Annotated in this window: 11 protein-coding genes; 2 read left to right on the forward strand and 9 right to left on the reverse strand. The window is 73.0% G+C overall.

Going from position 1 to position 15,182, the window contains the following annotated elements; translation table 11 throughout:
* Positions 1–100: 100 nt before the first annotated feature.
* Positions 101–880, forward strand: a complete 780-nt coding sequence (locus tag CP982_RS13315) for an SAM-dependent methyltransferase (RefSeq protein ID WP_150510722.1) — start codon at positions 101–103, stop codon at positions 878–880.
* 7 nt (positions 881–887) lie between these two features.
* Here the strand turns inward: CP982_RS13315 and CP982_RS13320 are convergent, their stop codons facing one another.
* Both CP982_RS13320 and CP982_RS13325 read right to left on the reverse strand, forming a co-directional pair.
* Positions 888–1,820 carry a phosphotransferase family protein gene (locus CP982_RS13320; RefSeq protein WP_170316409.1) on the reverse strand — a complete coding sequence of 311 codons (933 nt, stop codon included), beginning with the start codon at positions 1,818–1,820 and terminating at the stop codon, positions 888–890.
* Positions 1,821–1,917: 97 nt separating this feature from the next.
* Positions 1,918–2,385, reverse strand: coding sequence for a hypothetical protein (locus CP982_RS13325; protein ID WP_150510723.1), 468 nt, complete (start codon positions 2,383–2,385; stop codon positions 1,918–1,920).
* A 319-nt stretch (positions 2,386–2,704) separates the two neighbouring features.
* Between CP982_RS13325 and CP982_RS13330 the strand changes: the two genes are divergently transcribed.
* A complete protein-coding gene (locus CP982_RS13330; protein WP_150510724.1) occupies positions 2,705–3,589 on the forward strand; it encodes a glycosyltransferase in 885 nt (294 codons plus the stop codon).
* A 47-nt stretch (positions 3,590–3,636) separates the two neighbouring features.
* Here the strand turns inward: CP982_RS13330 and CP982_RS13335 are convergent, their stop codons facing one another.
* From CP982_RS13335 to CP982_RS13370, 7 genes are all read right to left on the reverse strand, one after another.
* Entirely contained in the window at positions 3,637–4,146 is a 510-nt protein-coding gene (locus CP982_RS13335) for a hypothetical protein (protein WP_150510725.1), read from the reverse strand.
* Between the two features lie 83 nt (positions 4,147–4,229).
* Positions 4,230–10,493, reverse strand: coding sequence for a DNRLRE domain-containing protein (locus tag CP982_RS13340; RefSeq protein ID WP_150515459.1), 6,264 nt, complete (start codon positions 10,491–10,493; stop codon positions 4,230–4,232).
* A gap of 303 nt (positions 10,494–10,796) precedes the next feature.
* Positions 10,797–11,453, reverse strand: a complete 657-nt coding sequence (locus tag CP982_RS13350) for a response regulator transcription factor (protein ID WP_150510727.1) — start codon at positions 11,451–11,453, stop codon at positions 10,797–10,799.
* Positions 11,450–12,421 (reverse strand): sensor histidine kinase, encoded by a 972-nt coding sequence (locus CP982_RS13355; RefSeq protein ID WP_150510728.1) that lies wholly within the window; start codon positions 12,419–12,421, stop codon positions 11,450–11,452. Before CP982_RS13355 ends, CP982_RS13350 begins: the two co-directional genes overlap by 4 nt.
* Positions 12,422–12,566: 145 nt before the next feature.
* Entirely contained in the window at positions 12,567–13,310 is a 744-nt protein-coding gene (locus CP982_RS13360) for an SAVMC3_10250 family protein (RefSeq protein WP_150510729.1), read from the reverse strand.
* A 66-nt stretch (positions 13,311–13,376) separates the two neighbouring features.
* Complete coding sequence (locus tag CP982_RS13365) at positions 13,377–14,081, reverse strand: protein kinase family protein (protein WP_184924980.1); 705 nt, start codon at positions 14,079–14,081, stop codon at positions 13,377–13,379.
* A gap of 284 nt (positions 14,082–14,365) precedes the next feature.
* Positions 14,366–15,178 (reverse strand): protein kinase family protein, encoded by an 813-nt coding sequence (locus tag CP982_RS13370; protein ID WP_150510730.1) that lies wholly within the window; start codon positions 15,176–15,178, stop codon positions 14,366–14,368.
* Positions 15,179–15,182: the final 4 nt, after the last annotated feature.

The following is a 15,182-nucleotide window of genomic DNA, read 5'->3' on the forward strand; positions in this document are numbered from 1 at the left end:
GGGCCGTGGGTATTCAGCCCGTCCGGCGTTTGAGGACGAGGCGCGGAGCGCCGATAAACGGGGGTGCGGCCCCCGCCCGTCCCGGTTAGCGTCGGGCCCCATGACCTCCACGGACGCCCCGCCCCGCCTCACCCGTCTCGCCTTCCACGGGCCCCTGTCCGAGGCGCGGGCCGCCCGGATCGTGGCGCGGGCGGCCGAGTCGCTGACGGCCGCGGAGCGGCCCACCGTGCTCGACCTCGGCTGCGGCTGGGGCGAGCTGACGCTGCGGCTCCTGGAGGCGGTGCCCGGGGCCACCGCCGTCGGGGTCGATCTGCACGAGGAGGACCTGGCGCGGGGCCGGGCCCTGGCACGGGCCCGGGGGCTCGCGGACCGCGTGGAGTTCGTGGCCGAGTCGGCGACGGACACCGCGCGCGGCCCGGCCGACGTCGTGCTGTGCCTCAGCTCCGCCCACGCCCTGCTCCCGGCCGGCGCCGAGCCCCCGTACGCCGCCGACGCGCTGCGCGCCCTGCGCCGCCTGGTGCGGCCCGGCGGGCGCGTCGTCCTCGGCGAGGGGTTCTGGCAGCGCACGCCGACGGCGGCGGAGCTGGCCGGGATGTGGCCGGACGCCCGCGCCGACGAGCACCTGCACCTGGGCGGCCTGGTGGACGCGGCGGTCGCCGCGGGCTTCCGGCCGATGTGGGTGGAGACGGCGAGCGCCGAGGAGTGGGAGGAGTTCGAGTCCGCGTATCTGGCGGACGTCGAGGTGTGGCTCGCGGCGAACGCCGCGCATCCGCGGGCGGCAGCGGCGCGCGAGCGCGCGGACCGGCACCGCGCGGCCTGGCTGCGCGGCTACCGCAGCGTGCTCGGCACCGCCTATCTGACGCTCGTCCCCGTCGGCTGAGCCGCCGCTAGCCCCGCCCGAACCAGTGCTCGGCCAGCGCGTCGAGCGTCGGCTCGGGCGGGGCGGGCAGTTCGCGCAGGTACCAGGGCAGGTTGCTGTAGACGTGCAGCAGCGTGAGGGCGAGCAGCTCGCGGGGCTCGAAGGCGCGGCCGTACGCCGCCGTGAGGCGGGTCATGAGGCGGGGGTCCGCGCGGGTGACGAAGAGGCCGACGGCCACGAAGTCGTACGCCGGGTCGCCGATCATCGCGGGCTCGAAGTCGAAGAGCCCGGTGAGCCGCCAGCCGTCCGGCGCGGGCGCGGCGAGCAGGTGCTCACGCATGAACTCGGTGTGCAGCAGGGCCCGGCGGGCCCCGGCCGCGGGCTCCCCGACCGCGTCGAGGAAGTCCGGAATCTGCTCCAGCCAGTGCTCGGGGAGGTGCCGGGCGCGCTGCCGCTCGACCGCGCCCGCCCGCTGCCGGGCCAGGAACGCGTCCCAGTCGCCGGGCCCGAGGACGTCCGCGAGCGGCGCGTGGTCGAGGGCGTGCAGCGCGGCGAGCGTCTCCCCGGCCCGCTCGGCGAGCCGCTCCCGGTCGGCCGGGGGCACGCGCGGCCAGGCGTGGTGCAGGCCCTCGCCGGGGAGCCGGGACATCAGGACGTAGCGCCAGCCGTTCTCGTACGCGCCGAAGGAGTGGACCCGCGGGGTCGCGACGGGCAGGCGGCCGTGCACGTGGGTGAGGACGCGGGCCTCGGCGACGCCGTCGTCGGCCGACGCGGCGGGGAAGAGCTTGAGCACGAGGTCGTCGCCGACGGCGTAGACGGGCTGGGAGCCTTCGCGGAAGCGGGTCAGCGGCGCCCCGGCGACGCCGAGCCGGGCGCACAGGTCCGCCGCGCCGGGCCGCATCACGGCCTCGTCCGGGACGATCGCGTCCCACTCCTCGTCGGTACGTACGGGGGGCAGCATGATCGGCAAGGTAGGCGGGCGCGGGCGCGGCGGCAACGGGATTTCGCGCGAGGGCGCCGCCGCCCGCCGTCCGGACGGCGGCGCCCCTGCGGGGCGGTCAGAAGACGAACGGCCCCGGCTTCTGCTCCGACGTCGCGTTGCACGTCACTGTGGCGCCGAAGACCACGACCTTGAGGGACTTGGCCGCGAGGCTGTCGCCGGGGGCGACGGTGCCGTTGAGCGGGCCGCTGGAGATGGGGCTGCCCGCCGGTATGGCCGGGTTGGCGTTGCCGGTGAAGGTGGTGGTGCCGGTGCCGTTCTTGGTGAGGGTGAGGGTGGAGTTGACCGCGCCCGCGCCGATGGCGATCGGCGCGGTGATCGCGGACGTGGAGAGCTCGATGGTGGCGCTGGTGCCGTTCTGCGTGGCCTTGAGGGTGGCCGCGCCCGCGCCGAACGAGCCGCACTCGAAGTCGAGGGTCGCCGTCTGCGGGTCCACGGCGGCCGAGGTGGGGGCGAGGACGAGGGCGCCGAGCGTGAGCGCGCCGGTGCCGAGTGCCGAACAGAGGACGAGTCTGCCGTGCCTCATGGAATGGCCTGCCTTCAATGGGGGGAGTGTGGGGTGCCGCCTCGCCGAACACGCCCCCGCACCATGGCGGCTGACGGTGTGTCAGCGATTTGGGTTGGGGGCATTGAGGCATGCGCCCCCAGAGGTGGCAAGGGACACTCTCTTGATTTTTGACATGTCACGACCAAAACCGGCCGAGCCGCCCGCGCTCGGCACTCCGCCACCTGGCGCACGCACCGGAGCGAAAGCCGTGAACGCGCCCCGTCGTGCGATGAACACACCGGTGAACGGCTACCATCGCCGGAACCGACCCCCTACGACCCGACCTGGAGGGCTCCCCGTGTCCGAACCGCGCCTGGGTGTGGCCATCGTGACCATGGGCAACCGCCCCAAGGACGTCGACGCCCTCCTGGAGTCCGTCGCCAAGCAGGACGTCCCGCCCACCCGGGTCGTCATCGTGGGCAACGGCACCGAGCTGCCGGACTTCCCCGCCTACCCCGGCGAGGTCACCGCGATCGCCCTCGACGAGAACCTGGGCTGCCCCGGCGGGCGCAACGTCGCCCTGCGCCGCCTGCGCGAGTTCGGCGACGTGGACGTGGCGGTCGAGCTCGACGACGACGGGCTGCTCGTCGACCCCGACGTGTTCCGGACCGTCCGGCGCCTGTTCGCCGAGGACCCGCGCCTCGGCGTCGTCGGCTTCCGGATCGCCGACGAGCACGGCGAGACCCAGCGCCGCCACGTGCCGCGCCTGCGCGCCAAGGACCCGATGCGCCGGGGTTTGGTCACGTCCTTCCTCGGCGGCGGCCACGCCTTCTCCATGGAGATGCTGGAGCGCACCGGCGACTGGCCCGCCGACTTCTTCTTCACCCACGAGGAGACCGACCTCGCCTGGCGCGCGCTCGACGACGGCTGGAAGGTCCTGTACGAACCGGCGCTGCTGCTCCAGCACCCCAAGACGTCCCCCGCCCGGCACGCCGTCTACTACCGGATGACGGCCCGCAACCGCGTCTGGCTCGCCCGGCGCCGCCTCCCACTGCTCCTCGTCCCCCTCTACCTGGCGGTGTGGACCCTGCTCACGCTGGCGCGCACCCGGTCCCTCGGCGGCCTGCGCGCCTGGGCGGGCGGCTTCGTCGAGGGCGTGCGCACGCCGTGCGGCGAGCGGCGGCCGATGAGCTGGCGCACGGTGTGGCTGATGACGAGGCTGGGACGCCCGCCCCTCATCTGACCGCCGCTCGGCCGACCCGTCCCGGAGAGAGGCCCGCGCCGCCCCGGCTACGGCAGGAACGCCCAGACGAACGCCGCGAGGATCGGCAGGACCAGGACGTCGGTCCACTCCACCCGGAAGCGGCGCCGCACGGGCGCCGACGCCACGGCATCGGCCTGCCGCACCGCGTGCCGCAGCTCCCTCCGGGCGGCCTCGGCCCGGCGCCCGTCGAACACCGAGCGCGTCATCGCCCACGGCAGCACTGTGCCGACGCCCTCCACGTGCAGCGCCCCGCCCCGCCCCGCCCGGCCGAGCAGCCGCACGTCGGCCAGGCACGCCTCGTACACGAAGAACGGATTGCGGATCACGAGCCGCTTCTCGTCCCACTCCACGGACGGCGTGAGCCCGGTGCGGACCAGGACCCAGGTCACCCCGGCCGGCAGGGCGAGGGCCAGGGAGACGTCCCAGACGTCGCGCGGCCCCTCGCCGCCCCCGAAGAGGAACTGGACGGCGACCACCGCCATCATGGCCACGATCGCCCACGAGGCCCGCCGTACGGGCCTGTTGGTGTAGTGCATGTGCTTGTACGCCTCACACTCCGGGCCGCCCGGCGGGGGCGCCGCGCGCGTGGCACGGCACCCCCTGACCGGGCGGACTGCCTCTAGCAGTACCGCATCTTCCAGCTCATCCCGCAGGTGAGCGTGCCGGTCCACGCGTTGCCCGCGTAGGACCACGCCGTCCTGCGGTACGAGAACCGCTTGGCGTGGCGGCCGCGGCCCGCGGCGTGCTTGCCGCCCCGGGCGAAGCCCTTGCTGGACTTCCACCACGATCCGGCGGCGAAGCGGCCCGCGCCGACGCCGACCGCGGTCCAGGCCGCCGACTTGGCCGTCGACCTCCAGTACTTCTTCGTCCGCCACTTGCCGCCGCGGCCGTCGGCCGCCGACGTGGCGGCGAACACGGCGACACTGGCGATCGCGCAGGTGCCCGCCGAGGCGACGATGCACGCCGCCGTCGCGCCGTACCCGGCGTACGTCCGCCAGTTCTTGCGGACGTTGCGGCCCACCCGCTTCAGGCCGCGCTTGACCTTCTTCCACCACTTGCCGTCGAGGTCGAAGCGGTTGACGGGGTCGCCGCCCACGTACTCGTAGGCGTTGTTGCCGCCGCCGTAGACCGGGTCGACGGACAGGAAGCGGCCGGTGGCCGGGTTGTACAGGCGCACGCCCATCAGCGTGAGACCGGTGAGGGTCTCGGCCGAACGCTGCTTGCCGCCCAGCCAGTTGTAGCGGGTCGGCGCCTGTCCGGCGCGCGGGTTGCCGTACTCGTCGGAGTCGAGCGCGACGGGCGCCCGGCTCTTGTCGAGGGGCAGCTGGAGCGCCACGTCGCCGTGGACGGTGGTGAGCTGGAGGACCGTGCCGCCGCTGTTCTCCGTGGTCGCGGCCAGGTCGCCGGAGGCGGAGTCCACCATGCGGGTCAGGGCGCCGGTGGCGGTGTCCTCCACGATCCAGCGGGGGTTGTCGCCGTCGCTGTCGTAGTGGTTGACCTTGGACCGCTCCTTGGTCCAGGTGGTGCCGGAGCCGGACTCGACCGTCCAGGAGCGGAACCGCAGGGCGGCGTCCAGCTGCCAGGTCTGCCGCTTGCCGCCCTCCGTCTGCCGGTGCACCAGGTCGTTGGCGTAGTGGCCGAGCGAGCCGGTGCCGGGCGCCGTGGTGGTGCGGCCGAAGGCGTCGTAGGCGTACCCGGCGTCGACGAGCCGGTCGGCGCTGTCGTAGGTGTGCTTGGCGGTGGTGCCTCCCGATGCGGGGCAGTCGGCGCCCGGCGTGGCGGTCGCGGTGGTCAGGGAGGTGCGGTTGGCGCGCGCGTCGAAGCCGTAGGCGCGGCGCGTGCACACCGTCTCCGCGGTGTCCTCGACGGTGGTCAGCCGGCCCGTGGCGTCGTAGCGGTAGCTCTGCCCCGACCAGCCCGCGTGCTCGGTGACCTGGCCGTGGACCGACTTGGTCACGGTGTCGGAGTAGACGGTGGTGCCGTCGCCGTCCCGCGTGTAGGTGCGGTCCGTGACCGCGCCCGAGGTGTCCTCGGTCTGCGTGAGGGTGTAGCCGCCGGGCAGCTTCTCGCTCTCCACGGAGCCGTCGGCGTCGTACGCGGCCTGGAACGTGCCCGCGACGGAGTCGACGGTCTTCGTGGCCAGACCGCGGGGCTCGGCCGCGGTGTCGTAGGTGTACGTGACCGTGGACGGCGCCGTGTCGGTCACCTTCACGGGCCGGCCGAGCAGGTCGTACTCGGTGGTCGTGGTGCCGCCGTCGGCGTCCGCGTACGCGACCTGGCGGCCCAGCTTGTCGAACGTCTTGGTGAGGCTGCCGCCCGTGGGCGACGTCGTCCGCACCGCCTGTCCGGTGGCCGGGTCGTACTCGGTCGTGGACTCCGGGACCTTCTCGCCGGTGCCGCCGGTCACGGCCACCCTGGTCTGGCGGCCCGCGTCGTCGTACGCGGTCGTGGTCGTGCGGGTCACACCGTTCGCGGTCTCGGTGACCTTCGCGGGGCTGCCCCACCAGTCGTACTCGGTGACCGAGGTCGGCAGCTCCTTGGGGTTGCTGCCGCCGCCGGTGACGTCGCCGCCCGGCGCGACCTCGCAGACCAGGTCGGCCCACTCGGGGCGCCCGGCGCACCGGCCGCTGCCCGTCGCCGACCAGTAGCTGGTCACGCGCGTCCCGGCGTCCGAGCCGTTCGCGCCCGGCAGGAGCTGCTTGACGACCCGGCCCTGCGCGTCGTACTCGGTGGTCGTGGTGAGCGCGAGCCCGCCCGGGTCCTGGATCGTCTTCGCGGGCTGGCCCTTGGCCCAGTCGAACACCGTCTGCGTCACGCGGCTCTCGCCCATGACGCCCGGGTGCTCGCGGACCTCGGCGCCCGTCGTGACCTTGGTGACCTGGTCCTTGACCTTGGCCGTGCCGTCCGAGGGACGCCCGGCGTCGTACTCGTTGACCGTCCTGGCGCGCGCGGCCACCGAGGTGCCCGCCGGGACCAGCGTGGTGGCGCCCGACTTCAGGTCGGCCGTCAGGTCGACGCGCCGCAGCGGGCCGAGCTCCTCCAGCTTGCGGGTGCCGTTGTCGTTGTACAGCGAGCGGGTGGCGAGCAGGTCGGCGCGCTCCGCCGGGGTGAGCCTGCCCAGGCCGAGGTCGGCCTGGACGGTCCTGTCGGCGGCGGTCAGGCCGAGGGCGACCGCGCGGTTGGCGGCGCTCAGCTCGCGCACGGTGTTGCCGAAGCGGTCGGACTCGGTGGTGGTGAGGTGCCCGCCGGGCGTCGCCGTGTTGACCTCGCGGCCGGAGGCGCCCAGGTAGTGCACGTCGGCCCGCCGGTAGGCGGCCGCGGTCAGCTCCTCGCCGGAGTGCGCGGACGGCACGGCGTCGGCGGGCAGGACCGCCGCCGCGTCCGTCGGGGCGTCGAGCTGGCCCCACGCCTTCACGTCGGACGCGCCCATCGCGTACGGGGCCTTGGCACCGGTCAGCGGCACGTCGTAGACGACGGAGGTGCTCGCGGTGCCCTCCTGCGTGCCGGTGGTGCCCGGCTTCAGACCGGAGCGGGACGCCTTCAGGAGCATGCCGTCACCGGCGGTGGCGGCGGCGCCCGCCTTGCCGTACGTGAACGTCCACGGCAGTTCGCCGGGCGGGGTGTACCGGGTGACCCGGCCCGCGCCGTCGTAGTCGTAGGCGGACTTGAGGGCCGGGCTGATCTGCGGGTTCCACGCCTGGCGGAGCCTGCCGCCGCTGTCGTACGCGTACTTCTGGACGGACTTGGCGGTGGCCTCGCCGGCGCCGGGGGCGGTGGCCCACAGGCGCAGCTCCCTGACCCGGCCCTCGTGGTCGCCGAGGGTGTCGCCGGACGCGGTCGTGCGGTCCGCGTACACGAACTCCAGGACGCGGCAGCCCTTGGTGGCCGGGGTGGCGGTGCAGCTGGCGGCGGACGCGGCCGACGTCGGCGCGACCACGCGCCGGGGCCGGGCCAGCTTCTTGCCGTCGACGGTCACGGACTCGGACACGATGGTCGTCGTCGAGTTGGCGAGCCCGTCGAGGAGGGTGCTGGACACCTGCCAGGTGGTGGCGGCCGCGTCGGTGCGGGTGAACTCGGTGACGGTGCCCTCGGTGTCGGTGAGGGTGAACGACCCGGTGACGCCGCCCTTGAGGGTGAGGTCCTCGGAGCCGGGCTCCGGGATCCAGGCGCTCTTGGCCGCGTTCGCGGTGAAGTGGGTCTCCTCGCCCTCGGCGTCGACGACGGCCACGGCCGTCGCGGAGATCTTCCGCAGGTGCGAGAAGTCCGAGTCGGTCAGCTCGGCGGCGGTGCCCGCCACCCACTCCTTGCCGAAGATCGGCGCCTGGTTCTCCTGCCTGGCCCCCTTGTCGGGGGTCCGCGACGAGGCGGTGCGGCTCACCGAGAGGTCGAACGCGGAGGCGTCCGTGGCGGACAGGGTGTGGTCACCGGTGAGCAGGTTCACCGAGCCGGGGCCCGTCTCGGCGGTCGCGGCGTCGCTGGCGTTCCGGTCGACGACGACGGTGAGCGGCGCGGTGCTGCCCGTGGCGCCCTTCGGCCCGGTGAAGTCGGCCTTGATCTGGACGCTGCCGTCGGGGTCGACGGTGTCGGTGGCGTTCCACACCAGCTTGTCGCTGCGGCCCTTCGTCAGGGCGACGGGCCAGGCGTCGAGCGCGCTGCCGCCCGCCCGCACGTCCTCGGCGGGGATCCGCACCCAGTCGTCGGCCTCGGCGCGGCGCCAGGAGAAGGACACCTTGTCGAACGTGTCGCCGTCGGCCTCGGCGAGCAGCGGCAGGCGCCGCGCGGTGCGTTCGCCGTCGGACGGCTGGACGAAGCCGCCGGGGCCGGCGTGGAAGGTGTACTCGACGGCCTCGGACTTGTTGTCGGCCTTGTCGACGGCGCGTACCTGGAAGGTGTGCGTGCCGTCCTTGGGCGGCGTCACGGAGATGTTCTTCGCCGCGCCCGCGCCGCCGGTGGGCTCCTTCGTCCAGGTCACGCCGTCCAGGGACCACTCCAGCCAGTTGTGGTCGGAGCCGGGCGGCGTGACGGTGAACGTGCCGGGCCTGCCCGCGCCCTTCACCCAGGCGTCCTTCGGGTAGTCCGTGGACGTGACCTTCGTGGGCGCGGACGGCGCGGAGGTGTCGACCGTGAAGGTCTTCCACGCCGACCAGCCGGTGTTGTAGTGCGCGTTGTCGTACGGCGAGGTGCGGAACTTGTACGTCCTGCCGTGCGCGAGGACGCCCGACGGCACGGTCACCGACGCGACCTGCCCGGACGGCACCCACTTCGACACCAGGACGTTCCCGACCTGCTTGTCGGTGGCGGTGTCGAAGATCTGGAAGGTGCCGTTGACCTTGTCGCCGTCCGCGTCGGTGAACGTGTCGCGCAGCGTCGGGGTGAGGCTGTTCACCACGTAGGCGCCGCCGTAGGAGAAGTACGGCGGGCCCGCCTCCTGCTTGGTGCCGGTGCGCGGCCGGTAGTTGTAGGTGACGCTCAGCTTGGGCGGGCGGGTCGCGGCGTTCGCGGAGTTGACCCGCTTCCACTGGGCGACCGCGGTCTCGTTCGCCGCGCGCAGGCCCATGTGCCCGCGGGCGGCCTTCGCCGAGGCCCACTCCTGCACGAGGCCCGTGACATCGGCGTTGATCCAGCCGTCGGGCGCGGCGGTGCACGCCGGGTTGCCGCGGGTCTCGCTCGACGTCGCCTTCTTCGCGGTCCAGGCCGGCTGCGCGGTCCAGCGCGAGGACGTGGACGCGGCTCCCGCGGACCACACCTCCCACGGCTGGGCCTTGCAGTCCTTCTCGTTGGCGGAGTGGAAGTTCCACAGCGACAGCTTCGCGTCCATGACGAGCGCGTCCTGGAGCGGCCGGGTGTCCCACGAGATGAAGGAACGCGCCGTGCGCGGCGTGCCGTTGGCGTTCTTCGTCCCCGGGTTGCCGAAGTCCAGCTCGGTGTCGGTGGACCAGTCCCGGGTCTCGCCCTGCTGGACGTACGTGTCGAAGACGGCTGCCAGGGCCGAGGTGGACGGGTCGACGGTGACGGGGTACTTGGTCCTCGGATCGGCGAGGAACTTCGCGTCGGGGGTGACGACGAGGTCGACGCCGCCCTTCACCTGGACGGCCTTCATCTTCACCGGGGCGCGGCGGGTGTGCTCGCCGGAGACGGGGTCGACGGTGGCGTCCCACATCACGGGCGCGGGCATGACCGCCCGCCGCTCGTCCTTCTTGCCGCGGCGCTCGGTGAACGTGAGGCTGCCGTCCTTGTGCTGCCGGACCTTGAGGCCCTTCGCGCGCAGGGGCAGCGTGTAGCCGTAGTCCCGCTCGGCGGGCTTGCGCTTGATGTCCACGAACTGCTCGAAGCCGGTGCGGGTCGCCTCGACCACCACGTCGGCGCCGGGCACGGCGTTCTCGTACGTGGCGCGGGTGCCGTCCAGCTTCGGCGCGGGCAGGCCGCCCTGCCACTGGAGCGTGATGCGCCGGTCGCCCTCGCCGAGGGTGACCAGGTCGCGGGCGGCGCCGCCCTGGTCCATGCGGGCCGCGCGCTTGCCGCCGGGCGCCCCGAGCTCCAGGCCCCGCGGGTGGGCCTTCGGCTCCACGGACCCGTCGTCGTTCTTCACCAGGTCGAGGTCGACGTCCCGCCACTTCCCGGTGTCGTCGTCCTCGAACCTGACCGGCCCCGCGGCGAGTTCGGTGGTGAGGCTGCCGTTCGGATTGGCCCAGGTCGTCGACGTCTCCGTGCGCTCCGACAGGGCCTCGATCCGCTTGCCGTGGAGGCGGGCGGTGACCCGGGCCGACGCGATGTCGGCGGCGGTCGTGGCGGTGGCCTTCCGCGCCGTGTCCGCCGAGTCCGCCGCGGGCTGCGCGGGCGCCGCCGTCGCGGCCTCGGCGCCGTACAGACACGACACGGCCATGAGCAGCGCGAGGCCGGTGGCGAGCGGCTTCGGGCCGGGCCGTCTTCGGTACCCGGTGTCCTCGGGTGCGGGCGCGTGTTCACTGCGGTGGTGCACGGTCTCCCCTTGCTGGGTGCGGTGATGGTGGCTGTGGGGGGTGTGGGGTGTGGGGGTGCGGGGGTGCGGGGGTGCGGGGGTGGGGGGGTGGGGGGGTGGGGGGGTGGGGGGGTGGGGGGTCTGGAGGCGCGACGGGTACGCGGGCAGCACGGCATGACCGAGCGGCGGTCGTACGGGGCCGTCGGCGGGGTCCGGCGAAGGGACGGGCTAGGGCTCGATCAGGCCTGCCCTGATGGCGTACCGGGTCAGGGCGAGCCGGTCGCGCAGGCCGAGCTTGTGGAGCAGGTTCGCGCGGTGCCGCTCCACGGTCTTGGCGCTGATGGTCAGCAGGTCGCCGATCTCCTTCGAGGTGTGTCCCTCGGCGACGAGCTTCAGGATCTGTTCCTCCCGGTCGGTGATCGCCTTGCGGGGCAGCGCCCGGCCCTGCCGCAGCAGGTCGAGGTACTTGCGGATGAGGGTGCTCTCCGCGCCCGGGTAGATGAACGGCTCGTTGCGCATCGCGGCCCGGCAGGCGGCGACGAGGTCGCGGTCGGCGACGGACTTGAGCACGTACCCGCACGCCCCGGCCCTGAGGGCCTCGAAGAAGTACTGCTCGTTGTCGTACATGGTCAGCATGAGGATGCGCGGCGGATCCGGGAGCCGGGACAGCTCGCGGGCGGCCTGGATGCCGGTGAGGCGCGGCATGGCGATGTCGACGACGGCCAGGTCCACGCGTTCGCTCCGCGCCAGGGCCACGGTCTCGGCGCCGTCGCCCGCCTCCGCGACGACGGTGAGGTCGGGCTCGCCGTCGAGGATGAGCCGTACGCCGCGGCGGACGAGGGCGTGGTCGTCGGCGAGGAGGATCCTCGCGGGGGCCGCGGTCACGCGGCGGCTCCCTGGAGGGGTGCCGTGGCCGGGGCGGGCACGTGGAGGCGCACCTCGGTGCCCCGGCCCGCCGGGCCCGCCGTCACGGAGAGGCGGGCGCCGATGAGCAGGGCGCGCTCGCGCATGCCGCGCAGGCCCGCGCCCTCGGGGGCGCCGCCGAGGCCGCCGCCGGCGTCGCGGACGGCGAGCTCCACCCCGCCGGGCACGGCGAGCAGTTCGAGGTCGGCGCGGCTGGTACCGGCGTGCCGGGCGGTGTTGGTGAGCGCTTCCTGGGCCACGCGGTAGACGACCAGCTCGGTGTCGCCCGCGAGGCGCGGGAGCCCGGCGTCGAACCGGTGCCGCACGGTGAGCCCCGACTCGCTGAACTCCCCCGCGAGGGACCTCAGGCCGCTCACCAGGCCGAGGTCCTCGAGCACGCCCGGCCGCAGCCGTCGCGCGATGCGCCGGATCTCGTCGAGGCTGGACCGGGTGGTCTCCTGCGCGGCGCTCAGCTCCTCGCGCAGCGGCTCGGGTGCCCGGTCGGCGGCGCGCTTGACCTGCAACAGGACGGCGGTGAGGGTCTGCCCCACCTCGTCGTGGAGCTCCCGCGCGACCCGGCGGCGCTCGGCCTCCTGGGCGGACAGGGCGCGGGCGCTGCTGGTGGCGCGCTCGCTCTCCAGGCGGTCGAGCATGGCGTTGTAGGTCCCGATGAGCTGGGCCACCTCGCCGTGCCCCGCGGCAACGGGCCGGGCCCCGGGCCGCAGCAGATCGGCGGCGGCCATGGCCCGGCTCAGCCGCTTGAGCGGGGCGAGCCCCACCCGCAGCAGCACGGCGTTGGCCACCAGCATCGCCACGACCCCGCCGAGCACGACGAGCGCCTCACCGAGCAGCACCGGGCTGGAGACGGTCACCATGGGGCTCAGGAGCAGCAGCGCGGCGAGCACCAGCACGACGGCGTTCATCAAGAAGATCCGCCAGAACAACGACACCGCCCGCACTCCCTCTCTCCTGCCAACAGCACCCCTATCCTCCCGGACCGGACGCAACCCGACGTACCCCGCCGAACCGGTCCAGCTTGTCCGAGCGCGGGGACGGGATCCATCCGTGACGACACCCATTTCGGGACGCCGACCGTTACGGAGTGACGTACTCCACATAGAGCGGCGTGGCCACGAGGTACCGCACGCGCTCGCCACCGGGTGCGGGCACGGCCGCCGTGACCCGGGCGTGGCCGTGCATCCAGGCGGCGGTCTCGGCGGGGAGCTGGCCGTCGAGGGCGGCGAGGACCTGTCGGGTGCCTTCGGCGAGGGTCAGCGGGCTGTCCGGAGCGTGGCCGGGCTCACTGGCGGCACTGGGCTGCACGGCCAGAGCGCCGAGGAGCGTCGCCGCGTGGGTGGCGAGCTGCACCCAAGAAGGGCCGCAACTGCTGATACCACCGTCCCACCCGCGTTCGGCCAGAGCGGGCGGCTCGGCCACGGTGGGCTCCAGATCGCCCGCCAGATGCGCGACAGACCCGTGCAGCACGAGCCGCAAGGCACCCCCGCTCTCGTACCCCTCCACAGCCGTCGCCGGGTCGAAGAAGAGGACCATGCCCGGGGCGGCGCCGTTGAGCGCCCGGTAGTTCAGGGGTGCCTCGAACTCCACCCAGGCCCCGGCGCGAACCTCCGGCTCCGTGAACCAGCGCGCGCTGACGGACACATGATCCACGATCCGCCGCAGCCGCTTCTCCCGCTCCCGCTCGGCGTCCGGCGCACCCGCCTCGATCCCCACCCCTCCCACGGGCGTGGTGACCTGCCACCCACGCCGTCCCAGCGACCGCCGCCGCTCGGGCATGAACTGCCGCAACTTGCGATCGGACAGGTACACGAGCTCGCGCACGGGGCTCCTCGGGCTGAGCGAACGCGACCGGCCACCCGGAACGGCAACCGCATGCGAGCAATGTACTCACGCGCCGTGCGCTGTGGAGCAGTTGTCGGTACCAGCGGGAGGCGGCGGGCCTGAGGGTGGTCTCCCCAGCCGATACGTCAGCCACGATTGGGCTGCGGTCTCCATCGCTCGAAGCCATTCGGCCTCAGAGTTGAGAGCGCATTGGTGGTACATGCGCTGTGTGGCACTTGCGAAGGCATCAATCGCCTTCGGGTCTGCGGCTTCCCAGCCCGGACATCGAGCAGCCCAGGATTCCGCGGCAGCCGGCACGTGCCCGGCGGCGATGAGCTGAACCACGAGTAGAGCCGGGTCGATGAAGGCAGCCCCGCGCCCAGGCCACGCCCAGTCGACCACCCAGGCGGCATTCTCGCCGATCAGGATGTTGCTGGGGTTGATGTCGGTGTGCAGGAGAGTGTTTCCCCTGAACATCTCCGCCTCTTCCTCGCCTGTGGTGTAGCGATCCCAGCGCTTGTCGGCCCAGTCGTGGGCGACGTCCGGCAGAGACAGTTCACCGATCCTGACCAGAAGAGCCGTGACCGTCTCCAGGTCCGCTGATTCAGGGCTGAAGTCGGCTCGACGGCCTTCGGCCAGCGCGAAACCCAACACGATCCATGCCTCGTTCTCCGCCACCCACCGCAAGGCTGGAGAGAGGCCCTGCAGGTGCCCGCTGATCGCCCGCTCGCGCAGGATGGAGGTCCGTCGCCCCCCGGTCCGGTTCTTCATCGCTTTGATGAGGAAGGGCCCCTCGGCGCAGTCGACTGCCAGAAGGACGTCTGAACTGAATCCGCGAGTGGGTGACCGAGCACTTCGCACCTTTCCGGTGAACGGCTCGATCAAGTGCCAGAACTCAGGCCCGGGAAGATGGCGGTCCATCAGGCCCCATGGGTCTCGGTACCCGCCTGCTAGACGTCTCGACCTGCTCATCGGCCCCCAGGCGCTCCGTACACGTTTGGGGGCACTGGACGGCGTGGAGGGCGTAAGCGCTCCAGGAGGAGCAGAGGTCCTGGTCAGTTGGTGAGGTCTTGACGGTACTCGGCCCATGCTTGGGCTGCCTTCAGGTTCCTTGCTGTCCACGGGTCAGGGTCTGCTCCAGCAATCTGCTGCCACATGTTGGCTGTGGCCCTGGCGAAGGCCGTAACCCCGGCCTCAGGAGCGGTAGCCCACGCCGGAACTCTCGATGCGCATCTCTCAGCGGACACGGGGGCGTGGCCTCCGGCAGCGATCAGCCAGACAACCCAGTAGGCGGCATCCAACCAGGCCGCTCCGCGGGACGCCCACGCCCAGTCGACGAGGTATGCACGCCCGTCTGCAACGATCACGTTCTCGTTGTTCAGGTCCGTATGGACCAAGGAGGCCCCGGCGAAGTACAGCACGTCATCGGGCTCGGCCACATAGTTCGATAGCCGCTGCTCGACGAACTTCAAGCCACTGTCGGGGCAGGCGACCTCTCCGAGCCGAGTCAGCAGCTCGGCCACCCGGGGAAGGTCCTGGGATCCGGGCGTGTAGTCCGCGTGATGGCCCTCCAGGTGCTCGAAGCACAGGATCACCCAACCGGATTCGTGAAGACGCCAGAGCAGTTGCGGAGCGATGCCGCTCAAGGCGGGGTTCACATCGGCTTCGCGTTGCTGCGTCCATACCCGCTTGTGGTCAGCAGGCAGGCCCTTGATGAAGCGAGTGCCGCCAGCGGTGTGCACGCGGGCAGCGATCGCGCTGTTGAATCCGCTGCTGACGTTCTCAGCCTTGATGATCGGCCCTGTGCGGCTCTCGACAGCGGCGCGCACGGCGGAGGGGAGGTCGTCGAATGAAGTCCGCGTTGTCACAGCT

The organism is Streptomyces spectabilis, assembly GCF_008704795.1.
Taxonomy (GTDB): Bacteria; Actinomycetota; Actinomycetes; order Streptomycetales; family Streptomycetaceae; genus Streptomyces; species Streptomyces spectabilis.